General features: G+C 68.7%; 21 protein-coding genes and 1 tRNA gene. 18 read left to right on the forward strand and 4 right to left on the reverse strand.

Annotated elements, in window-relative coordinates:
* Positions 1 to 4: 4 nt before the first annotated feature.
* From HQ308_RS06270 to HQ308_RS06285, 4 genes are read left to right on the forward strand one after another with little or no spacing between them, the layout of a single operon-like run.
* Positions 5 to 1,144, forward strand: a complete 1,140-nt coding sequence (locus tag HQ308_RS06270) for an acyl-CoA dehydrogenase family protein (RefSeq protein ID WP_222645978.1) — start codon at positions 5 to 7, stop codon at positions 1,142 to 1,144.
* Complete coding sequence (locus tag HQ308_RS06275; protein WP_222632733.1) at positions 1,141 to 2,250, forward strand: enoyl-CoA hydratase/isomerase family protein; 1,110 nt, start codon at positions 1,141 to 1,143, stop codon at positions 2,248 to 2,250. Before HQ308_RS06270 ends, HQ308_RS06275 begins: the two co-directional genes overlap by 4 nt.
* Positions 2,247 to 3,140 (forward strand): 3-hydroxyisobutyrate dehydrogenase, encoded by an 894-nt coding sequence (gene mmsB, locus HQ308_RS06280; protein WP_222645926.1) that lies wholly within the window; start codon positions 2,247 to 2,249, stop codon positions 3,138 to 3,140. Before HQ308_RS06275 ends, mmsB begins: the two co-directional genes overlap by 4 nt.
* Before the next feature lie 32 nt (positions 3,141 to 3,172).
* The gene (locus HQ308_RS06285; RefSeq protein ID WP_222645979.1) at positions 3,173 to 3,943 is read left to right on the forward strand and encodes an enoyl-CoA hydratase; all 771 of its coding nucleotides are present in this window, start codon (positions 3,173 to 3,175) and stop codon (positions 3,941 to 3,943) included.
* A gap of 68 nt (positions 3,944 to 4,011) precedes the next feature.
* Here the strand turns inward: HQ308_RS06285 and HQ308_RS06290 are convergent, their stop codons facing one another.
* Positions 4,012 to 4,542: a MarR family winged helix-turn-helix transcriptional regulator gene (locus tag HQ308_RS06290; RefSeq protein ID WP_027507237.1), complete on the reverse strand. Its 531-nt coding sequence runs from the start codon at positions 4,540 to 4,542 to the stop codon at positions 4,012 to 4,014.
* A 221-nt stretch (positions 4,543 to 4,763) separates the two neighbouring features.
* Between HQ308_RS06290 and HQ308_RS06295 the strand changes: the two genes are divergently transcribed.
* Positions 4,764 to 5,579: a hypothetical protein gene (locus tag HQ308_RS06295; protein ID WP_222645927.1), complete on the forward strand. Its 816-nt coding sequence runs from the start codon at positions 4,764 to 4,766 to the stop codon at positions 5,577 to 5,579.
* A gap of 69 nt (positions 5,580 to 5,648) precedes the next feature.
* Positions 5,649 to 6,296 carry an alpha/beta family hydrolase gene (locus HQ308_RS06300; protein ID WP_222645928.1) on the forward strand — a complete coding sequence of 216 codons (648 nt, stop codon included), beginning with the start codon at positions 5,649 to 5,651 and terminating at the stop codon, positions 6,294 to 6,296.
* Positions 6,297 to 6,323: 27 nt separating this feature from the next.
* Here HQ308_RS06300 and HQ308_RS06305 read toward each other — a convergent pair.
* From HQ308_RS06305 to HQ308_RS06315, 3 genes are all read right to left on the reverse strand, one after another.
* Positions 6,324 to 6,396: transfer RNA gene (locus HQ308_RS06305), tRNA-Arg, on the reverse strand.
* A 60-nt stretch (positions 6,397 to 6,456) separates the two neighbouring features.
* Positions 6,457 to 7,158 carry a DUF305 domain-containing protein gene (locus HQ308_RS06310; RefSeq protein ID WP_222645980.1) on the reverse strand — a complete coding sequence of 234 codons (702 nt, stop codon included), beginning with the start codon at positions 7,156 to 7,158 and terminating at the stop codon, positions 6,457 to 6,459.
* Between the two features lie 2 nt (positions 7,159 to 7,160).
* Positions 7,161 to 8,042, reverse strand: a complete 882-nt coding sequence (locus HQ308_RS06315) for a DUF3105 domain-containing protein (RefSeq protein ID WP_027507233.1) — start codon at positions 8,040 to 8,042, stop codon at positions 7,161 to 7,163.
* Positions 8,043 to 8,199: 157 nt separating this feature from the next.
* Between HQ308_RS06315 and argS the strand changes: the two genes are divergently transcribed.
* The 12 genes from argS (at position 8,200) to atpB (ending at position 22,242) form a co-directional block, all read left to right on the forward strand.
* Complete coding sequence (gene argS, locus HQ308_RS06320; RefSeq protein ID WP_222645929.1) at positions 8,200 to 9,852, forward strand: arginine--tRNA ligase; 1,653 nt, start codon at positions 8,200 to 8,202, stop codon at positions 9,850 to 9,852.
* Complete coding sequence (gene lysA, locus HQ308_RS06325; protein WP_056448484.1) at positions 9,849 to 11,267, forward strand: diaminopimelate decarboxylase; 1,419 nt, start codon at positions 9,849 to 9,851, stop codon at positions 11,265 to 11,267. The genes argS and lysA overlap by 4 nt, the downstream gene beginning before the upstream one ends.
* Complete coding sequence (locus tag HQ308_RS06330) at positions 11,264 to 12,616, forward strand: homoserine dehydrogenase (RefSeq protein ID WP_155957165.1); 1,353 nt, start codon at positions 11,264 to 11,266, stop codon at positions 12,614 to 12,616. The genes lysA and HQ308_RS06330 overlap by 4 nt, the downstream gene beginning before the upstream one ends.
* Positions 12,617 to 12,707: 91 nt before the next feature.
* Positions 12,708 to 13,640, forward strand: coding sequence for a homoserine kinase (thrB, locus tag HQ308_RS06335; RefSeq protein ID WP_222645930.1), 933 nt, complete (start codon positions 12,708 to 12,710; stop codon positions 13,638 to 13,640).
* A 292-nt stretch (positions 13,641 to 13,932) separates the two neighbouring features.
* Entirely contained in the window at positions 13,933 to 16,146 is a 2,214-nt protein-coding gene (gene rho, locus HQ308_RS06340) for a transcription termination factor Rho (protein ID WP_308115694.1), read from the forward strand.
* Between the two features lie 150 nt (positions 16,147 to 16,296).
* Complete coding sequence (gene rpmE / locus HQ308_RS06345) at positions 16,297 to 16,530, forward strand: 50S ribosomal protein L31 (protein WP_027507227.1); 234 nt, start codon at positions 16,297 to 16,299, stop codon at positions 16,528 to 16,530.
* A gap of 101 nt (positions 16,531 to 16,631) precedes the next feature.
* A complete protein-coding gene (gene prfA / locus HQ308_RS06350) occupies positions 16,632 to 17,711 on the forward strand; it encodes a peptide chain release factor 1 (protein ID WP_222645931.1) in 1,080 nt (359 codons plus the stop codon).
* Between the two features lie 45 nt (positions 17,712 to 17,756).
* Positions 17,757 to 18,638: a peptide chain release factor N(5)-glutamine methyltransferase gene (prmC, locus tag HQ308_RS06355; RefSeq protein ID WP_056448594.1), complete on the forward strand. Its 882-nt coding sequence runs from the start codon at positions 17,757 to 17,759 to the stop codon at positions 18,636 to 18,638.
* A 61-nt stretch (positions 18,639 to 18,699) separates the two neighbouring features.
* Entirely contained in the window at positions 18,700 to 19,362 is a 663-nt protein-coding gene (locus HQ308_RS06360; RefSeq protein ID WP_027507224.1) for an L-threonylcarbamoyladenylate synthase, read from the forward strand.
* Positions 19,363 to 19,487: 125 nt separating this feature from the next.
* Complete coding sequence (locus HQ308_RS06365; protein WP_081821490.1) at positions 19,488 to 20,576, forward strand: glycosyltransferase family 4 protein; 1,089 nt, start codon at positions 19,488 to 19,490, stop codon at positions 20,574 to 20,576.
* A gap of 1 nt (position 20,577) precedes the next feature.
* Entirely contained in the window at positions 20,578 to 21,039 is a 462-nt protein-coding gene (locus tag HQ308_RS06370; RefSeq protein WP_197027871.1) for a hypothetical protein, read from the forward strand.
* Between the two features lie 477 nt (positions 21,040 to 21,516).
* Positions 21,517 to 22,242, forward strand: coding sequence for a F0F1 ATP synthase subunit A (gene atpB / locus HQ308_RS06375; protein WP_037187440.1), 726 nt, complete (start codon positions 21,517 to 21,519; stop codon positions 22,240 to 22,242).
* Positions 22,243 to 22,311 lie beyond the last annotated feature (69 nt).

A 22,311-nucleotide genomic window follows, 5' to 3' on the forward strand; every position in this document is an offset into this window, starting at 1 on the left:
GGACATCTTCGCGCTCGACGAGGACGAGCGCGCGATCAGCGAGACGGCAGCGGATTTCGCCGCGGAGTTCCTCGCTCCGAACGCCGTGGAGTGGGACCGGACCAAGCACTTCCCGGTCGACGTCCTGCGCAAGGCCGCCGCACTCGGTATGGGCGGGATCTACATCGCCGAGGACGTCGGCGGCTCCGGTCTGCGCCGCGTCGACGCCGTGCGGATCTTCGAGAAGCTCGCCGCAGGTGATCCGTCGATCGCCGCGTACCTGTCGATCCACAACATGGTGGCGTGGATGATCGACACCTACGGCTCCGACGATCAACGGCGACAGTGGCTTCCGGCTCTGTGCTCGATGGAGACCCTGGGCAGCTACTGCCTCACCGAACCGGGCGCCGGATCCGACGCGGCCGCGCTGTCGACCAAGGCGGTGCGCGACGGGGACACCTACGTCCTGAACGGCGTGAAGCAGTTCATCTCGGGTGCCGGCGAGTCCGCCGTCTACGTCGTCATGGCACGCACCGGCGGGCCCGGCCCGTCCGGCATCTCCGCGTTCGTCGTCGAGAAGGACACGCCGGGACTGTCGTTCGGCGCCAACGAGGCCAAGATGGGCTGGAACGCGCAGCCCACCCGCCAGGTGATCCTGGAGGACGTCACGGTGCCGGCCGACAATCTGCTCGGCGGCGAGGGCAACGGGTTCCGCATCGCGATGAACGGCCTCAACGGCGGTCGCATCAACATCGCGGCCTGCTCGCTGGGCGGCGCGACGGCGGCGTTCGACGCCGCGGTGTCCTACCTCGCCGACCGTCGTGCGTTCGGATCACGGCTGCTCGACGCGCAGGCACTGCAGTTCCGCCTGGCCGACATGCGGACAGATCTCGAGGCGGCCCGGGTCCTGCTCCTGCGGGCCGCGAGTGCTCTCGACGCCGATGCTCCCGACAAGGTGCAGCTGTGTGCGATGGCGAAGAAGTTCACCACCGACGTGGGGTTCACCGTGGCCAACGACGCGCTCCAGTTGCTCGGTGGCTACGGCTATCTCAGTGAGTACGGTCTGGAGAAGATCGTCCGCGATCTCCGAGTGCACCAGATCCTGGAAGGAACGAACGAGGTCATGCGAATCGTCATCGCCCGATCGGTGGTGGGTGCCGCGTGAGCGACACCGCCGCGGAAAACTCCGACGTCCTGCTGACGGTCGACCGCGGGGTCGCCACGGTCACCCTGAACCGGCCGCGCGCGATCAACGCGCTCAGCCACGCGATGGTGCGCGACATCGACGCGGCTCTCGTGCGGTGGGAGGACGACCCGTCGGTGCGCGCCGTGCTGATCACCGGCAACGGTGAGCGTGGTCTGTGCGCCGGCGGCGACATCGTCGCGATCCACGACGACGCGAAGGCGAAGGCGGGCGAGAACTGGCCGACGGGGTCCGCCACCGCGAAGTTCTGGCGGGACGAGTACGTCATGAACTCGCGGATCAACCGGTACGGCAAGCCGATCGTCGCTCTGATGGACGGTGCGGTGATGGGCGGCGGAGTGGGTATCTCCGCTCACGCGACGGTCCGCATAGTGACGGAGAAGTCGAAGGTCGCGATGCCCGAGGTCGGCATCGGCTTCGTTCCGGACGTCGGCGGGACGTATCTCCTCGCCCGGACGCCCGGCGAGATCGGCACCCACCTCGCGTTGACCACCGCGCGCATGACGGCGGGCGACGCCGTCGCTGCCGGATTCGCCGACCACTTCGTGCCCACCGAGGATCTGCCGGCGTTCGTCGAGGCCCTGCACACGGGCACCGTCGACACCGCCCTGTCGCTCGTCTCGCCCGTTCCCGAGTCGGCTCTGGCGGCGCAGCGTGAGTGGATCGACGCGGCCTACACGGGCGACGACGCGGCGAGCATCGTCGCGCGGTTACGTGCCGACGGCCGCGACGAGGCCGTCGCTGCCGCCGACGCGATCGAGGCGAAGTCCCCCACGTCGGTGGCGGTCACGCTCCGCTCACTGCGCCGCGCGGCCGCGGCGTCGTCGCTGGACGAGGTCCTCGACGACGAGTACCGCGTGTCCATCGCCTGCCTGGACAGCCCCGACCTCGTCGAGGGCATCCGCGCGCAGGTGGTGGACAAGGATCGTCGACCGCGCTGGACGCCTGCCCACCTCGACGACGTCACCACCTCCGACGTCGATCGTTTCTTCGCACCGCTCGGCGACGCCGAGTTGGGTCTGACATCCGCTGCGGCGGACTCCGTCTCGAAAGGACCACAATCGTGAGCACCGTGATCGCCTTCCTGGGGCTGGGGCACATGGGCGGGCCGATGGCGGCCAACCTCGCCGCGGCCGGCCACGACGTCCGAGGCTTCGACGTCGTTCCCGCCTCGCTCGACCAGGCGCGGGAGAAGGGCATCACGGTCGCCGAGTCGGCCGCCGACGCCGTGGCGGGTGCCTCGGTGGTGGTGACGATGCTGCCCAGTGGCAAGCACGTCCTCGACTGCTATGCCGACGTCGTCCCCGCTGCCGGCGCCGGCACGCTGTTCATCGACTCCTCGACCATCGACGTGGCCGATGCCCGAACGGCGGCCGACGTCGCGCGGGCCGCGGGCCACCGCGCCGTCGACGCTCCCGTCTCGGGCGGCGTCGGTGGAGCCACCGCGGGCACGCTGACGTTCATGGTCGGGGGCGACGACGCTGCCGTCGCCGAGGCGAATCCGCTGCTCGAGATCATGGGTCGCAAGATCGTGCACTGCGGACAGAGCGGCAACGGCCAGGCGGCCAAGCTGTGCAACAACATGATTCTCGGGGTCTCCATGATCGCCGTCAGCGAGGCCTTCGTGCTCGGGGAGAAGCTGGGGCTGACCAATCAGGCACTGTTCGACGTCGCCAGCACGGCATCGGGACAGTGCTGGGCGTTGACCACCAACTGTCCCGTTCCGGGGCCGGTGCCGACGAGTCCCGCGAACAACGACTACACGCCGGGATTCGCCGCCGCGTTGATGCGCAAGGATCTGGGTCTCGTGTCGGAGGCCGTGCGCGCCAACGGTGTCGAGGCGCAGCTGGGCATGCTGGCCTCGGCCATGTACGAGGCGTACGCCGCCGAGCACGGGGACAAGGACTTCTCCGGCATCGTGCAGGACATCCGTGAGCGTTCGGGCGGTACCGCGTGAGCGACATCGGGACGCCGACAGTGGAGACGCAGCTGTTCGAGACGATCACGGTCGAGACCAGGGGCCGCGTCGGCGTCATCACGCTGAACCGGCCGAAGGCGCTGAACGCGTTGAACTCTCAGCTGATGACCGAGGTGGTCGAGGCTGCCGTGGCGTTCGATCGTGATCCGGCGATCGGGGCGATCGTGGTGACCGGTTCCGAGAAGGCGTTCGCGGCCGGTGCCGACATCAAGGAGATGCAGTCCAAGACCTACATGGAGGTCTACACGCAGGACTTCTTCTCCGAGTGGGACGCGTTCGCCGCAGTGCGCACACCGACCATCGCCGCCGTGGCGGGTTACGCCCTCGGTGGGGGATGCGAGCTGGCCATGATGTGCGACATCCTGATCGCAGCGAACACGGCTCAGTTCGGCCAACCGGAGATCGCTCTGGGGGTGATCCCCGGAATCGGTGGCTCGCAACGGTTGACGCGTGCCGTCGGCAAGGCCAAAGCGATGGAGATGTGTCTGACCGGTCGCAAGATGGGCGCCGAGGAGGCGGAGCGAGCAGGGCTCGTGTCGCGGATCGTGCCGGCGGCCGATCTGCTCGCCGATGCGCTGGAGACGGCCGAGACGATCGCCGCGAAGTCGCTTCCCATCGCCGTCATGGCGAAGGAAGCCGTGAATCGGGCGTTCGAATCGACTCTGGCGGAGGGTGTTCGGTTCGAACGTCGCCTGTTCCACTCGACGTTCGCCACCGACGATCAGACCGAGGGCATGACCGCCTTCACCGAGAAGCGTCAGCCGGTGTTCCGCCACCGCTGATCCGGCCGTACCGAGATCCGGTGCGACTCTCCTCGCCGAGCGAGGGGAGTGGCACCGGATCTCTGCTGTCACCAGCCGGACGTGTCCTCGTCGTCGAAGTCCCCGGCGCGCCGCCGGACCCCTGCGAGGATGGACACCAGTCTGTCCAGATCCGCACCCGCGACTCCGGGGAGCCCGAACACGCGGTCGTTGAGATCTTCCGTCGCCTTGACCGCCAATTGCCGTCCCGCCTCGGTGATCTCGACGAGTGTGGTGCGGCGATCCGTGGGGTGCGGCACCCGCGTGACCAGGTCCGCCTTCTCCAACCTGTCGACGGCGTTGGTCACCGAGGTGGGATGGACCTGCAGGCGCGCGCTGGCTTTCGCCATCGGCAGGGCGCCGGTCTTCGTGAAGGTGAGCAGGGTCAGCAACTCGTAGCGAGCGAAGGTCAGCCCCGTGGGTTTGAGGACCTCTTCGACGCGCGCCATCATGATCTGCTGGACGCGCATGATGGACGTGACCGCGGCCATGCCGTCGGCGGCGTCCGACCATCCGTGGCGGATCCACTGACGGTGAGCTTCCGCGATGGGGTCCAGCGGAAGCTTCGGCGCTGACGACATGGGTCGATCTTCCCACGTTCGCACGGTGGATCGACTCGGCGCGCGACCGAGTCGATCGCCACATCCGTCACATCTGCATCATGCGACACTTTGGTATCAATGCAGTCTCGACGACCGTGACCTGACGAAACCCGTGATCGAATCGGACCACACGGTTCCCACGGGACCGCACGCGCATCTCGATCCCGAGATCGTCGACCCCGAGCCATTCAGGAGCATGCATGCGTACATTCCGTCGGCCTCGTCGAACGGTGGCCGCCCTGGCCATCGCCTGCGCCGGAGCGCTCGCGCTGCCGGCCGTCGCCTCTGCCGATCCGGCACCCGCTCCGGACCCGTTCCAGCAGGCGCTGGCCACTCTCGAGGGATCCGCTGAGCCGGGGGACGTCGCCCTCGAGGCGGCGCGCGCCGTGCTGGGTGCTGCACCGTCGGTCGATGTCGCGGAGCCCGCCGGTACGAACCCGCTGGCGCTGCTGGACGCTGCGAACGGACTGCTCGGCGGCTTCGGTCTCACGCCGTTCTTCTACCCGACGGCCGCGATCAACTGCTCCGCGCTCCCGGGTGCGCCGCTCGGCATCGTGCCCGCGGTCGCCGGTTCGGCTCCCGGCCCGTACACGCCGAAGGTGCCGGGTGTCACCATTCCGACACTGCCCGGGATCGACACCACGATCGCCGATCCGGGCGAGACGCTGTACGCCTTCGTTCCGGCGCCCGGCGGCATCGTGAACGACGGTGCGAACAAGTCCGGCATGCAGGTGGCGTGGTTCAACGTCACCACGCTGAAGGGTGGCTTCGCCGACATGGGTGGTCTCACCGACGTCGTCCTCGCGGAGATCATCGAGCCACTGGGTGAGCCGTTCCGTTCCATCGGACGCGACCTGCTGACGAACAACCTCTCGAAGTTCCCCAACGCCGGTGTGCGCCTGGCACCCGTCGCCACGGGCTCGGGCACCGTGTTGTCGGCGATCTTCGGCCAGGTCTCGCACGACGGCAAGACCTGCGCGTTCTTCCCGACGGTGGGGCTCACGCAGGTTCCCTGACACCGGACGCACGAGAAGAACGGGCATCGACCGCTGTGGTCGGTGCCCGTTCTGCGTTACGGTCGCGGCATGACGGAGGGAACGGTGCGGGAGTGGCGAGCCGACGGGATCCACGGCGTCGTCCACGAACCTGCCGGCGCACCCGTCGCGACGGCCGTGCTCGCCCACGGTGCGGGAAGCAACTGCGACGCAGCGATTCTGGTGGCCGTCGCCAACGAGCTCGCGGACCGTGGGGTACTGACGGCGCGGATCGATCTCCCGTTTCGTCAGGCTCGGCCCAAGGGCCCTCCGAACCGAGCGGGCGCCGCCGCGGATCGTGCCGGTATCGCCGCCGCGGTGCGGGCGCTGGATGCGCGGGGACCGGTGATCGTCGGGGGTCACTCGTACGGCGGCCGTCAGGCCTCGATGCTCCTCGCCGAGGACCCCGACATCGCGGACGCTCTTCTCGCACTGTCCTATCCGCTGCACCCGCCGACGAAGCCGGACACCCTGCGGACCGAGCACTTCCCGGGCATCGCCGCTCCGACCGTGATCGTGCACGGCTCGCGGGACCCGTTCGCCACCGGCGACGAACTGCGCGAGCACACGACGCGGATCGGGGGAGCGGTGACCATCGTGACGATCGAGGCTGCGGGACACGACCTGGCGCCTGCGAGGAAACCGACGGCCCGGCTGACGGCCGACGCCGTGATGACAGCGCTCCTGGCGAACGACTGACGGTGCTCGCACCGGGCGAGTGATGGGTGCCCCCGGCAGGATTCGAACCTGCGGCCTTCCGCTCCGGAGGCGGACGCTCTATCCCCTGAGCTACGGGGGCGCACCGGAGCGAACTCCGATGTGCCGTTTCGGGCGGTGCCAACAGTAGCGCATCACGCGATCAGAGCGGAGCAGCACCCTTCTCGGTGAGCATCTGCGTCATCAGCTGAGCCTCCGAGGTCTGGGTGTTCACCATCGTCTGCGCGAGATTGCGCACCGCGGGCGTCTCCGCACGCACCGCGCCGTACTCCATCATCGGCAGACCACCCTCGTGGTGGCGCAGCATCAACTGGAGGAACAGCACGTCCAGTGCCGGACCGGTGGCGGCGCGCAGCGCCGTCATGTCCTGCGTGCTCGCCATACCCGGCATGGTCTGCACGGGACCGGTGGACGAGCCGGACCCGGACATGGACGACATCGACGAGCCGGACATGGAGTGTCCGCCGTCCTCCGTCATCCAGCCCATGTAGCCGCCCGTCGGCAACGGAGCGGCGTCCCAGAGCGCCAGCCAGCCCTGCATCTGCCCGGCCTGGTTCTGCTGTGTCGTGAGGATGTCGTACGCGAGATTCTTGACCAGCGGATCGGAGGCGCCACTGAGCGCGATGGTCGCCATCTCGATCGCCTGGTTGTGGTGCACGGTCATGTCCTGGGAGAACCCGACGTCGACCGAATCGGCGCCCGGTGTGGGTGCCGGATCGTCCCGCAACGGGGTCTGCGCGAGGAAGCCGACGGCGAACCCGATGACGAGCAGGGCCACCGCGCCCAGGACCAGCAGGGCCGACCGCTGACTCCGCTGCGCCGTGGGCCGCTCCTCCGTCGTCACGCTCACGGTGTGGGCACTGCCGCGCCGTCGGTGGGCAGGCCGTCGGTGGGCAGGCCCAGCCCGCCCGGGAGCTGACCCGCACCCGTCTCGGAGGCGTCGGGGGTCAGGCCCTCGCCACTCATCGGCACCGCGTCGGGGCCCGGTGCACTGCCGTCGAACGGCGGCGGGTTGTCCTGGTCGAAGGTCTCCGGCGTCGTGGAGCAGCTCGCGCCGACCTCGGGGTAGGCGTAGCGGTTCAGGCGCAGTGCGGCGATGAAGTGGTCGATCCGGGGGTCGTCGACACTGTCGAGCTTGAGCTGATGGCCCCACGACTGCAGCGAGATCGGGGAGTCGAGTCCGGGGTAGGCGGACATGAGCATGTACTGCTGGTTCTCGACCTTGGCGGCCAGCGTCGAGATCTGGTCCTCGCTCAGGTCGTCCGGGTTGTAGGCGATCCAGACGGCGCCGTGCTCGAGCGAGTGCACGGCATTCTCGGTGCGCAGACCGTCCGGGTAGACCGTGCCCATGCAGTTGGCCCACACCTGGTCGTGCGGGCCACCGAACGGCGGCGACTGGTCGTAGGCGACACGCTGCGAGCCGGTGACGTGCAGCGCAGCGGGATAGTCCTGCGTGACCACGCCGTCGATGCCGGTCGACGGGTCCTGGTTCTCCTCGGTGGGAGCGAAGCGCTGCGCCTCGGCGCGGTCCTGGTACTTGGGCACCAGGTTCCAGGCCAGGGCGCCGATCAGCGCGATGACCACGACGGATGCCGCCACCGTCAGCCACGGGATCTGGCGCCGCTTGCCCGATCCCACGCTGGAGGGGACACCACCCTTGTTCCGGGTGCCGGTCTTGCTGGCAGCCTTGATGGCCTTGGCTGACTTCTTGTCGGAACCGCTTGGCATGGTCGGAGCGCTCTTTCGATCGAGGAGATGAGTGGCCGCCTACTCGAGGCAGCCCCACTGTACGGAGGGAGTCTGAGCCCTCGCTGAAGCGCTCCCGTCGGACCCACCGGTGACCGCGGTCGGGGTGCTGTGCAGCGAGACCATAGGATAAGGCCCCGTGACTCCCGCCGACCTCGCCGAACTGCTGCATGCCACCGCAGCGGCCGTGCTCACCGAGCACGGACTCGATCCTGCCGTGTTGCCCGCGACGGTGACGGTGGACCGCCCGCGCAATCCCGAGCACGGCGACTACGCGACCAACGTCGCGATGCAGGTGGCCAAGAAGGCGGGCGTCAGCCCCCGCGACCTGGCGACCTGGCTCGCGGACGCTCTGGCCGGTGCCGACGCTGTCGAGGCCGTCGACGTGGCCGGTCCCGGATTCCTCAACATCCGGCTCGCGAAGTCCGCTCAGGGCGCCATCGTGGAGCGCGTGCAGCGCGAGAACGATCGCTACGGCTGGTCCGACGAGCTCACCGGGACCTCGATCAACCTGGAGTTCGTCTCGGCGAACCCCACGGGTCCCGTGCACCTGGGCGGCGCCCGCTGGGCCGCGGTGGGCGACGCCCTGGGGCGCATCCTCACCTCGCGGGGTGCCGCGGTCACCCGCGAGTACTACTTCAACGATCACGGCGCGCAGATCGATCGGTTCGCACGCTCGCTGGTCGCCTCGGCGCTGGGTCTGCCCGCTCCGGAGGACGGCTACGCGGGCGAGTACATCGCCGAGATCGCCGCGGCCGTCGTCACGCAGCGACCGGACGTGATGGGTCTGCCCGACGACGAGCGGCAGGAGGTGTTCCGAGCCCTCGGCGTCGACGCGATGTTCACGAAGATCAAGTCGGACCTGCACGAGTTCGGCACCGACTTCGACGTGTACTTCCACGAGAACTCGCTCTTCGAGTCCGGCGCGGTCGAGCGCGCTGTGGAGACGCTGAAAACCTCGGGCAACCTGTACGAGAAGGACGGGGCCTGGTGGCTCCGCAGCACCGAGTACGGCGACGACAAGGATCGCGTCGTGGTCAAGAGCGACGGCAACGCCGCGTACATCGCCGGCGACATCGCGTACTTCCAGGACAAGCGATCTCGCGGATTCGACCTGTGCATCTACATGCTCGGCGCGGACCACCACGGCTACATCGGTCGGCTCAAGGCCGCTGCCGCAGCCTTCGGCGACGATCCGGCGACCGTCGAGGTGCTCATCGGTCAGATGGTCAACCTCGTCCGCGACGGTGTCGCCGTGAAGATGAGCAAGCGTGCGGGCACGGTGATTTCTCTCGACGACCTCGTGGAGGCCATCGGGATCGACGCCGCGCGGTACGTGATGGTGCGGTCGTCGGTCGACTCGTCGATCGACATCGATCTCGCGCTGTGGGCGAGCCGGAGCAACGACAACCCGGTGTACTACGTGCAGTACGCCCACGCCCGGTTGTGTTCTCTCGCCCGCGGTGCCGAGGAGCTGGGCGTCTCCGCCGCGGATCCCGACTTCGCTCTGCTGACCCATGCCGCGGAAGGTGACCTCGTCCGTACCGTCGGGGAGTTCCCCCGCGTCGTCGCCAGTGCGGCGGGGCTGCGCGAACCCCACCGGATCGCCCGGTACCTCGAGGAGTTGGCGGGTGCCTATCACCGGTTCTACGGAGCGTGTCGAGTACTTCCCCGAGGAGACGAGGATCCGATGCCCGTCCACACAGCGCGGCTCGCCCTGGGCGACGCCACCCGGCAGGTCCTGGCCAACGGCCTGGCCATGCTCGGTGTCAGTGCACCGGAGAAGATGTGAGCGCGCATCCCGCCGGGCCGCGGCACGCCGAGCAGTCGGGCCCCGGCACGCCGGAGCGTCCGGCGGACAGCGCGGCACTCACGGACCTTCATCCGAAGGTGTTTCCCCGCAACGCAGCTCGTGGTGACGACGGTGTCGTGACGCTGGCCGGTGTTCCGGTGACGGAACTCGCCGCCACGTACGGCACGCCGCTGTTCGTCATCGACGAGGACGATTTCCGGTCGCGCTGCCGCGAGATGGCGGAGGCGTTCGGTGCCCCCGAGCGGGTGCACTACGCGTCCAAGGCCTTCCTGTGTGGGGAGATCGCTCGCTGGGTCGCGGACGAGGGTCTGTCCCTCGACGTGTGCTCGGGCGGCGAGCTGGCGATCGCACTGAACGCGGGCTTCCCGGCGAACCGGATCGCGATGCACGGCAACAACAAGTCACGGGCCGAACTGGAGGCGGGAGTGCGCGCCGGTGTCGAGCACGTCGTGCTGGACTCGATGATCGAGATCGACCGGCTCGACGAGGTCGCTGCCGCGGCGGGAACGGTGCAGGACGTCCTGATCCGCATCACCGTCGGGGTCGAGGCACACACGCACGAGTTCATCGCCACCGCCCACGAGGACCAGAAGTTCGGCTTCAGCCTGTCCGACGGCAGCGCGCTCCGGGCCGTCAGTCGAGTGTTCGAGACCGACAATCTGCGCCTCGTCGGCCTGCACTCGCACATCGGATCCCAGATCTTCGAGGTCGACGGGTTCGAGCTCGCGGCTCACCGCGTGATCGGGTTGCTGCGCGACATCAAGGCCGAGTTCGGCACCGAGAAGACCTCGCAGATCACCGTGGTCGATCTCGGCGGCGGCATGGGCATCCACTACGTGCCGGGGGACAACCCGCCCCCCGTGCAGGATCTGGCCGCCAAGCTCGCCCACATCGTCGAGTCCGAGTCGGCGGCCGCCGGGATCCCTACTCCGACACTGGCAGTGGAGCCCGGACGTGCGATCGCGGGACCCGGCACCGTGACGCTGTACGAGGTGGGCACCGTCAAGGACGTCACCGTCGACAGCACCCACACGCGCCGCTACATCAGCGTCGACGGGGGCATGAGCGACAACATCCGGACCTCGCTCTATCAGGCCGAGTACGTCGGCCGCCTCGCGTCGCGTACGTCGGAGGCTCCGGCCGTTCTGGCCCGGATCGTCGGAAAGCACTGCGAGAGTGGCGACATCGTCATCCGCGACACGTGGCAGCCCGAGGATCTCGGTCCCGGTGACCTGTTCACCGTGGGCGCGACGGGTGCGTACTGCTACTCGATGTCGTCCCGGTACAACCTTCTGCCCCGTCCGGCCGTCGTCGCCGTGCGGGACGGGCAAGCGCGGCTGGTACTCCGCCGCGAAACGTTCGACGACCTGCTCAGCTTGGAGGTAGACCGGTGACCGCTCCAGAATCGTCAGTGTCGTCGGAGGCCGCGGCCTTCGTCAGTCCCGTGGACAAGCCGATCGGCGTCGCCGTCCTCGGTATGGGGAACGTCGGCAGCGAGGTCGTGCGCATCCTGCTCGATCACGCCACCGATCTCACCGCCCGCGTCGGTGCGCCGCTCGTGCTGCGGGGAGTCGCGGTGCGCGACATCGGCAAGGACCGCGGCATCGACCCCGACCTGCTGACCACCGACGTGCGCGCACTCGTCGCGCGCGACGACGTCGACCTGGTGGTCGAGGTGCTCGGCGGCATCGAGCCGGCCCGCGAACTGATCCTCGCCGCGCTCAACGCCGGCAAGTCGGTCGTCACGGCCAACAAGGCACTCCTCGCCGAGTACACCGGTGAGTTGGCCGACGCCGCCGAGAGCCACCGCGCCGACCTGTACTTCGAAGCCGCTGTGGCAGGGGCCATTCCGGTGGTCCGGCCGCTGATGCAGTCTCTCGCCGGTGACCGGGTGAACCGTGTCATCGGCATCGTCAACGGCACGACGAACTTCATCCTCTCGGCCATGGACGAGACGGGTGCGGACTACGCGGACACGCTCGCGGAGGCGGGACGGCTGGGATACGCGGAGGCGGATCCGACGGCCGACGTCGAGGGCTTCGATGCTGCGGCGAAGGCCGCCATCCTGGCCTCGCTCGCGTTCCACACGCGGGTCACCTCGGCCGACGTACACCGCGAGGGGATCTCTTCGATCACCGCGGCGGACATCGCCACCGCGCGTGCGTTCGACTGCACCGTCAAGCTTCTCGCGCTGTGCGAGCGTGTGAGTGACGACGACGGCAACGACCGCATCTCCGTCCGCGTCTACCCGTCGCTCGTACCGCTGTCGCACCCGCTCGCCTCGGTGTCGGGTGCCTTCAACGCCGTCGTGGTCGAAGCCGAGGCCGCGGGACGGCTCATGTTCTACGGCCAGGGTGCGGGCGGCGCTCCCACCGCGTCCGCCGTCATGGGCGACCTGGTGATGGCGGCGCGCAACAAGTTCTACGGCGGCCGTGGACCCGGGGAGTCGACGTACGCCAAGCTCCCCGTCGCACCCATGGGGGACACCCCCACGCGGTACCACGTCAACATGCAGGTCGCGGATCGCGCCGGAGTGCTCTCCGCCGTCGCGGCCGAGTTCGCCAAGAACGACGTCAGCATCTCCACGGTGCGCCAGGAGGGCGCGAGCAAGCATGCCCGTCTCGTCGTCGTCACGCACCGCGCCAAGGACTCGGCTCTGGCGGCCACCGTGGACGCGCTGAAGGAACTCGACATCGTCACCGCCGTCACCAGCGTTCTCCGACTCGAGGGAACGTCCGAATGATCGGGATCTCGATCGCGGGATCGACTGTGGCGCCAGGGTCGTCGGTGAACCCGGCTGCTCCCGAGTCGGCATAGTGGCCGGGCCGGCCGACGTGACGAGGACACTCACCACCGGGACGGTGGCGCACGCCCGCGTGCCTGCCTCCAGTGCCAACCTCGGACCCGGGTTCGACACACTGGGGCTCGCCCTGGGTCTGTTCGACGACGTCGTCGTCACCGTGGCGGAGTCCGGGCTCGACATCGAGGTCGACGGTGAGGGTGCGCGCGAGGTTCCGTGGGGTCCGTCGCATCTCGTCGTGCGAGCGATCGAGCGTGGTCTCGAGTCGGCCGGCGTGTGGGCGGACGGTCTGAAAGTACGGTGCCACAACAGGATTCCCCATTCTCGCGGCCTCGGCTCGTCGGCGTCGGCAGTGGTCGGTGGGCTCGCCGCGGCCAACTGCCTCGCGGCGTCCCTGGATCCGGCTCTCGCGTTGTCGCCTGAGCAGATGGTGCAGCTGGCCGCCGAGTTCGAGGGTCATCCGGACAACGCGTCGGCCAGCGTGCTCGGCGGCGCCGTGGTGTCCTGGAGCCGCGAGTCCGGACCGCCGGAGGGGCCGCGGGCCTATGCGGCCGCCCGTCTCGACGTGCACCCGGACATCGGTGCGACGGTGCTCATCCCGACCGAACGGTCGTCCACGGCGCACACGCGCGGACTGTTGCCCGACCTCGTTCCGCACCGCGACGCCGCGTTCAACGCGAGCCGATCCGCGCTCGCGGTCGTGGCCCTGACGACGCGACCCGATCTGTTGATGGTGTCCACCGAGGATCGCCTGCACCAGCCCTACCGGGCCTCCGCCCTGCCGGTGACGTCGCGATGGGTCGAGACCCTGCGCGCGCACGGGCACGCCGCGACGGTCTCGGGCGCCGGACCCACCGTGCTCGTGCTCGGAACGGCGAGCATCGCGCGCGAGTTGGCCGACCGCGCCGAGGACGACGGGATGACGGTGCTGGAGCTGGAGATCGCGGACGGCGTCACGACGCGCTGACGCGGACATTCTTGCCCGTACCTCGCATCACGGCTATTGTGGTACGCGTCCGTACATCGTGCGCAGTCAGCGCGCCGATTTCTCCAGGGCATTACTTCCCGGCCTCGAGCTCCAGCGGTGCCGCCGTCGTCGATCGGCGCGCCACGGCCGCCAGGGAAGTCGCATCCTGGAACAGCCTTCGCTCTTCTGCACGACGCGAACGTACGCGGCATCCGAGTTCGACACGAGAGTCGAACGGCGGAACGAACCCTCGATCTGCGCACCAGGCGCGCGAGGGAAGGAAAGGACCTCCGTGACCGATACGGAATCTATCGCTGCTCCGGCGACCCAGTCCGACACGCGCCCGCGCACGTCGCGCCGCGGTGCCGGACTCTCCGGGATGGTGCTCACCGAGCTGCGCGGACTCGCGTCCGAACTCGGCATCAAGGGTGTCTCCGGGATGCGTAAGGGCGACCTCGTGTCCGCGATCGAGGCCAAGCAGGTGCCCGCGTCCGCGGCTGCCACCGAGGCACCGTCGCGCGCACCCCGCGTGAGCCGGTCCGCGCCCGCCGCCACGTCGGACGCACCGTCCGCCGGTGTGTCCGACGCCGTGGCCCCCCGGGATTCCGGAGCCGACGGTGCGAGCGCCAGCGCCTCCAGCTCCGACGCCGGTACCCCCAGCGCCGACACCTCGGGTTCCGACGGTGCAGCGTCCGACGGCGCGAACCCCGACGGCCCGCGTCGCACGCGGAACCGTCGCGGAGCGACCCGCCGTGCCGGCGCCGCGGAGTCGACCGACACCGCCGCCGAGTCGCAGAACGACGCTGCGCCTGCGCAGGACGGCCGCGCGCACCAGTCCACCGACGCGGCAGCGTCCACCACGACGGCTCCGGCCGAGACCACCCGCACCGACGGTGGCGACGACCGCGACCAGGGCGAGGGTGATCGTCAGAACGGGGACCGGCCGCGCCGCGAGCGCCAGGGCCGCAACCAGGGCGACCGCAACCAGGGCGATCGCAACCAGGGTGACCGCAACGATCGCAACCAGGGTGACCGCAACGATCGCAACCAGGGCGATCGCAACCAGGGCGATCGCAATCAGGGCGACCGGAACGACCGCAACCAGGGCGACCGCAACGACCGCAACCAGGGCGATCGCAATCAGGGTGACCGGAACGATCGCAACCAGGGCGACCGCAACCAGGGTGACCGCAACAACGGGCCTCGTGACAACGGTCCCCGCGACGACGAGGACGGCGAGGGCCGCGGCAGGCGGGGACGTCGTTTCCGCGAGCGTCGCCGTGGGCGCGATCGTGACGGTGCTCCCGAGGGCGGCGGCAACCAGCGTGATCGTGAGCGCGAGCCCGAACTGCGCGACGACGACGTCGTGCAGCCCGTCGCCGGCATTCTCGACGTGCTCGACAACTACGCGTTCGTCCGGACCTCGGGGTACCTCGCGGGACCGAACGACGTGTACGTCTCCATGAACATGGTGCGCCGCAACGGCCTCCGGCGCGGTGACGCACTGACCGGTGCCGTGCGAGTGGCCCGCGAGGGGGAGCAGAACAACTCCCGGCAGAAGTTCAACCCGCTGGTCCGTCTCGACACGGTCAACGGTGCGCCGCCGGACGGCAACCGCAAGCGGCCGGAGTTCAACAAGCTGACGCCGCTGTACCCGAATCAGCGACTGCGCCTCGAGACCACGCAGAACATCCTGACGACGCGCGTGATCGATCTGGTCATGCCGATCGGCAAGGGGCAGCGTGCGCTCATCGTGAGCCCGCCCAAGGCGGGTAAGACCAGCGTGTTGCAGGCGATCGCGAACGCCATCGCGACGAACAACCCCGAGTGCTACCTGATGGTCGTGCTCGTGGACGAGCGTCCCGAAGAAGTGACCGACATGCAGCGCAGCGTGAAGGGTGAGGTCATCGCCTCCACCTTCGATCGCCCGCCGGGCGACCACACCTCGGTCGCCGAGCTGGCGATCGAGCGCGCCAAGCGTCTGGTCGAGGACGGCCGCGACGTGGTGGTGCTGCTCGACTCGATCACGCGTCTGGGCCGTGCGTACAACAACAGCTCGCCGGCCTCGGGTCGCATCCTGTCCGGTGGTGTCGACTCCACGGCGCTCTACCCGCCCAAACGCTTCCTCGGTGCCGCGCGCAACATCGAGAACGGTGGATCGCTCACCATCATCGCCACGGCGATGGTGGAGACCGGCTCGACAGGTGACACGGTGATCTTCGAGGAGTTCAAGGGCACGGGCAACGCCGAGCTCAAGCTCGATCGCAAGATCGCCGAGCGGCGCGTGTTCCCGGCGGTGGACGTCAATCCGTCGGGCACCCGCAAGGACGAGCTCCTGCTCAGTCCCGACGAGGCGGCCGTGCTGCACAAGCTGCGTCGGGTGCTCTCCGGGCTCGACTCGCACCAGGCGATCGATCTGCTGATCGACCGACTGAAGAAGAGCAAGAACAACATCGAGTTTCTCATGTCGGTCTCCAAGACGGCGCCCGGTTCGCCGGAGGACTGACCCCCGAGGATCGACGGAACAAACGTCTCGGCACCGATGTTGAGACGATTACCAGCGCGGACAGCTGCTCTGGCATACTGATCGGCCGAGTCCGGTTCCGGTTCACGCACTCGACAGTCGAGGCGACCCGGCGACCATGAAAGGGACACCATGAAGGCAGGAATCCACCCCGATTACACAGCGACGACAGTCGTGTGTGGTTGCGGACATACTTTCGAGACCCGCAGCACCAACTCGGCGGAGCGCATCAACGTCGAGGTCTGCTCGCAGTGCCACCCGTTCTACACGGGCAAGCAGAAGATCCTCGACACCGGCGGCCGCGTGGCTCGCTTCGAGGCTCGCTACGGCAAGCGCGCAGGCAAGAAGGCCGACGCCGACAGCTAGCTCTTCCGCCGACGCCCGTTCCGAGATTCGTCTCGGGGCGGGCGTCGGTCGTTTCTGCACCATTGTTCGTTGACATTCTTCGGTTCGACAGGGAGAACACCGTGGCCGCCTCCGCGACACCGTCCGCGATCGACGACATCCTCGCCGAGCACGCCGGACTCGAGCGCGACCTGTCCGATCCCTCGCTGCACGACGATCCGGCGGCGGCTCGCCGCGCCGGGAAGCGGTTCGCGCAGCTGGCCCCGATCATGAGTGTGTACTCCAAGCTCAGTGCCGCCCGCGACGATCTCGAGGCGGCCCGCGAGCTCGCTGCCGACGACGCCGGCTTCGCCGCCGAGATCCCGGCGCTCGAGGCGACCGTCGCCGAGCTCGACACCACCCTCACCGACCTGCTCGCGCCCCGTGATCCTCACGACGCCGACGACGTCGTGCTGGAGGTCAAGTCGGGTGAGGGCGGCGAGGAGTCCGCCCTGTTCGCGTCCGATCTCGCTCGGATGTACGTCCGGTACGCCGAGCGCCACGGCTGGCGGGTCGAGATCCTCGACGCAAACGTCTCCGATCTGGGTGGGTACAAGGACGCGACGCTGTCCATCAAGGCGCGCTCCGACACCGCCGACGGTGTGTGGTCGCGGTTCAAGTTCGAGGGCGGCGTGCATCGGGTGCAGCGTGTTCCCGTCACCGAGTCGCAGGGACGAGTGCACACGTCGGCGGCCGGCGTCCTGATCTACCCGGAGCAGGACGAGGTCGAAGCCGTCCAGATCGACGAGACCGATCTGCGCATCGACGTCTACCGCTCGTCCGGCAAGGGTGGCCAGGGCGTCAACACCACGGACTCCGCGGTGCGCATCACGCATCTGCCCACGGGCATCGTCGTCACCTGTCAGAACGAACGCTCCCAGCTGCAGAACAAGGCGAGGGCGATGCAGGTGCTCGCCTCGCGGCTGCAGGCGGCGGCCGAGGAAGCGGCCGACAAGGAGGCGGCGGCCGGGCGTGCGAGCCAGGTGCGCACCGTCGATCGGTCCGAGCGCATCCGCACGTACAACTTCCCTGAGAACCGCATCACCGACCACCGCATCGGCTTCAAGTCGCACAACCTGGACGCCGTTCTCGACGGTGACATGGACGCGCTCCTCGACGCGCTCGCCGCGGCCGACCGACAGGCGCGGCTCCAGGCGGAATGACCTCCACGTGATCGCCGGGCCGACCGGCAGTGCGAAGCTGTGTCGGTGAGTCGCGTCCCGCTACGTCTGGCCATCGTCGAGGCAACCCGCGTCCTGACCGAGGCCGGCGTCCCCAGCCCGCGGGTCGACGCCGAGTTGCTCGCCGCGCATCTGCTGTCGGTTCCCCGCGGGCGGCTCGGCCTGACCCCGTTGGTGGAGCCCGAGGTCGCCGAGGCCTACCGTGCGACCGTCGCGCAGCGTGCGAAGCGAATTCCGTTGCAGCACATCATCGGAACGTCGTCACTGGGGGAGATCGACGTCGAGGTGGGCCCCGGGGTGTTCGTCCCCCGCCCGGAGACGGAACTGTTGCTCGCCTGGGCACTCGCGTTCCTCGAGTCCGCCGGGCGGCATCCGCCCGTCGTCCTCGACCTGTGCACCGGAAGCGGCGCACTCGCCCTCGCGATCGCCCACGCTCGCCCGGACGCCGTGGTGCACGCGGTGGAGAAGGATCCGCACGCGTTGGCGTGGGCGCGGCGCAACGCCGACCTGCGGGCGTCGGACGGCGACACTCCCGTGCATCTGCATCACGGTGACGTGACCGAGAGGACGGTGCTCACGGAGCTCGACGGCACCGTCGACCTGGTCGTGGCGAACCCGCCCTACGTGCCGACGAGTGCGCGGCTCGATCCCGAGGTGATCGACCACGATCCGCACGTCGCGCTGTTCGGTGGCCCGGACGGGCTGTCCGTCATCGAGCCGATGATCGCGAACATCGCGCGGTGGTTGCGGATCGACGGGGGAGTGGGCATCGAGCACGACGACTCGCACGGAGACCGGGTGGTCGCCCTCCTGGAGGGGCGAGCGGTGTTCGGAGACGTGTCCCAGCATCGGGATCTCGCGGACCGCCCACGCTTCGTCGTCGCTCGTCGGCAGCGCCGGATCACCTAGGACGCGAGATCGCGCCACCGCTGCGCAGGCGTGCCGTGCACGCAGTGGCAAGATGGGCCGGGTGTCCACCGTCTACGACTGCTCCGATTCCGCCTCTCGCGCGGCAGGTCTCGATGCCGCCAAGCGTGCGCTGTCGTCCGGCCGACTGGTCGTGATGCCCACCGACACCGTGTACGGGCTGGCCGCGGACGCCTTCGACAGCAGCGCCGTCACGGATCTGCTCCGCGCAAAGGGGCGCGGCCGCGACATGCCGGTGCCGGTGCTCGTCGGGTCCTGGCACACGATCGACGGCCTCGTGCTGGGAGTGCGGCAGGCGGCGCGCGATCTCATCCGCGCGTTCTGGCCCGGAGCCCTGAGTCTCGTCGTGCACCAGGCGCCGTCGCTCGCGTGGGACCTCGGCGACGCCCGCGGCACCGTCATGCTCCGCATGCCGCTGCATCCGGTGGCTCTCGAACTGCTGCGCGAGGTGGGCCCCCTGGCCGTCTCGAGTGCGAACATCTCCGGCCGCCCGCCCGCCGTCACGGCGGAGGACGCCCGCGTACAGCTCGGCGGGTCCGCGGCCGTGTATCTCGACGGCGGTCCGGCCGAGCATGCGCTCGCGTCGACGATCGTCGACCTGACGGGGGACACCCCGCGCATTCTCCGCGTCGGCGCGGTCTCGACGAGCGAGATCGCCGAGGTCCTCGGCGTGACCGCCGAGTCGCTCGTCGCCGGAAGCGCCTGACGAATGCCGCACTCGGCTCCGCCGCGGGAGTCACCGTGGTGACGGCCGTGCCCGCGCACGCGAGTGCGCTCCTGGCGCAGTCGGACGGGGGCGCCGGTGTCCCCATCCGCGAGCTTCTTCTCGTCATGCTCACGGCAGCGGTGGTGACGTTCCTGGTCACCGGAGCCGTCCGGCTCGGCGCTCTGCGTTTCGGCGCGGTGGCCGTACCGCGTGAGCGCGACGTCCACGTCACCCCGACGCCCCGGCTCGGGGGTATCGGTATCTACCTGGGGCTGCTCGTCGCGCTGCTCTTCGCGCAGAAGCTGCCGGCCCTCACCCGAGGGTTCGAGTTCACCACGGACGTCCAGGCGGCCCTGGTCTCCGGGTTCATCATCATGGCCGTGGGTGTGGTCGACGACCGGTGGGGCCTGGACGCGCTGACCAAGTTCGCCGGTCAGGTCACCGCGGCCGGTGTCCTGGTGCTGATGGGCGTCAGCTGGTACCTGCTGTATCTGCCGTGGGGCGAGGGGTCGACGCTGATTCTGGACCAGCTGCAGGCGGGTCTCGTCACCGTGCTCATCGCCGTGGTCATGATCAACGCGATGAACTTCATCGACGGTCTCGACGGCCTCGCCGCGGGCGTCGGCCTGATCGCCGCGGTGGCCATCTGTCTGTTCTCCGTCGGACTGCTGCACGAGCAGGGCGGTGACGTCAGCGCCTACCCGCCCGCGATGATCGCCGCGGCCCTCGCCGGTGCGTGCCTGGGGTTCCTGCCGCACAACTTCCAGCCGGCGCGCATCTTCATGGGCGACTCGGGTTCCATGGTCATCGGCCTCATGCTCGCCACCGTCGCGACCAGTGCGTCCGGACGTATCGGGCTCAGTGCCTACGGCACGCGGGACCTCCTGGGTCTGCTGACCCCGTTGCTGCTGGTGGGCGCGATCATGTTCATCCCGATCCTCGACCTGCTGCTCGCGATCGTGCGTCGCACGCGTGCAGGCCGCAGCCCCTTCAGCCCGGACAAGATGCACCTGCATCACCGTCTGCTCCAGATCGGTCACTCGCATCGCCGCGTGGTGCTGCTCATCTACTTGTGGGTCGGTGTGCTCGCGTTCGGGGCGGTCGGCGCGTCCCTGTTCGATCGCCGCCTCGTGGTGCTGCTGCTCGCCGGCGGACTCGTCTTCGCCCTGGTGGTCACCGCGGTGCCGTCGTTCCGGGATCCGGGCCGCCGGTAACCTGCGTGTCGTGACCTTCTCGCCCGCACCGATCCCGTCCTCCACCGCACCGCTCCGCGCCGCCGTCCGGTACGGCGTCATCGCCCTGCTCGGCCTCGCCGTGGTCGCCGCGATCATCGCGGTGCTCGTCGCCGGCCTCGAGGGTCTGTGGGGCGCGCTGCTCGGGTCCGCGGTCGGTGGTCTGTTCATCCTCGCCACCGCCGCATCCGTCCTGTTCTCAGCCAAGTTGCCGCCGACCGCGGTCGGGGCCGTCCTGCTGGGCGGGTGGATCGTGAAGATGCTGATCGCGGTGATCGTGCTGGGACTGCTGCGGGGGATGGACTTCTACAACCGCCCGACACTGGGCATCGTGGTGCTCGCATCCCTGGTCATCGTCCTGGGCGCCGAGATGTACGGCATCTTCCGGCAGCGTGTTCCGTACGTCGATTCTCCCGCGGGCGACCCCGACTCGGACGTTCAGTAGTACGACATTTTGTAGTAGTGTCGTCCGCGGAGCGACCCCCGACACAACTCAGCGTGTTGTGTTGATAAAGTTCCTTTCGAGCGAGGGCTTACCGGGCGTAACGGACACATCGCGCCGCCCGGAACCGTCTTTGCAGGTGATCGACGTCACCGAAGCTGTTTCTCGTAGTCCACGCCATGTGAGAGTGTGTACCGCGACGAAGCGTCTGTTTCGAGACGTCGCGTCACCGAGTCGACGAAGTCGCCGACACCCGACAGACGCGGGACCGTGAGCACGGTCCGACGCGGCTGACGACTACTCGAGCCGACCCGAGTCGACTTGTAGATCGTCCTAGCTCGATCGTGCCCGAATGCCATATGTCCGATCGAACCGCGGGTGTCCTTCGCCCGCGGCCGAACACGGGAGAGACCGCTGAGCGTCACCAACTTGGCCGCGGAGTTCCATCCGCCGTCACTGTCCGACTTTTTCCCACCGGCCATCCTGTTCGAGGGCACCCCGTTCGAGCTCGACCGGCTGATGCTGGTCCGCATCATCATGACGGTCGTTCTTCTCGCGTTCTTCAGCCTCGCGATGCGCAGCCCGAAGATCGTGCCCCGCGGTATCCAGAACGTCGGTGAGCTCGCACTGGGCTTCGTCAAGGATCAGATCGCAGACGAGGTTCTCGGCAAGGAGCAGGGCAAGCGCTTCCTGCCCGTCATCGCGACCATCTTCTTCGCGGTGCTGTTCCTCAACTTCTCGGGTGTCATCCCCTTCATCAACATCTCGTCGAATGCCCGAGTGGGCATGCCGATCGTGTTGGCAGCCCTCGCGTACGTCGTCTTCAACTACGTCGGTATCAAGAAGTACGGGTTCTTCAAGTACGTGAAGAGCAGCATCGTCGTTCCGAACGTGCCGATCGCGCTGCACCTGCTGCTGATCCCCATCGAGTTCATCTCGACGTTCATCCTGCGGCCCTTCACGCTGACCGTGCGACTCATGGCCAACATGCTCGCCGGCCACATCATGTTGGTGCTGTTCTTCAGCGCGACGCAGTTCTTCTTCTTCGAGGCGGCGACCGGCATGAAGGTGTTCGGCCTGTTCTCGCTCGTCGCGGGATTCGGCTTCACGCTGTTCGAGCTGCTGGTCATCTTCCTGCAGGCCTACGTGTTCGCGCTGCTGACGGCGGTCTACATCGACCTCGCCCTGCACGCCGACTCGCACTGACCCACCCACCGACTCTCCAGCCACCAGACAGACCTGACCCGCTGCCGACCGGTCGTGGGCAACAGAAAG

Source organism: Rhodococcus sp. BP-241 (assembly GCF_019836145.1).
In the GTDB taxonomy this organism is placed as follows: domain Bacteria; phylum Actinomycetota; class Actinomycetes; order Mycobacteriales; family Mycobacteriaceae; genus Rhodococcoides.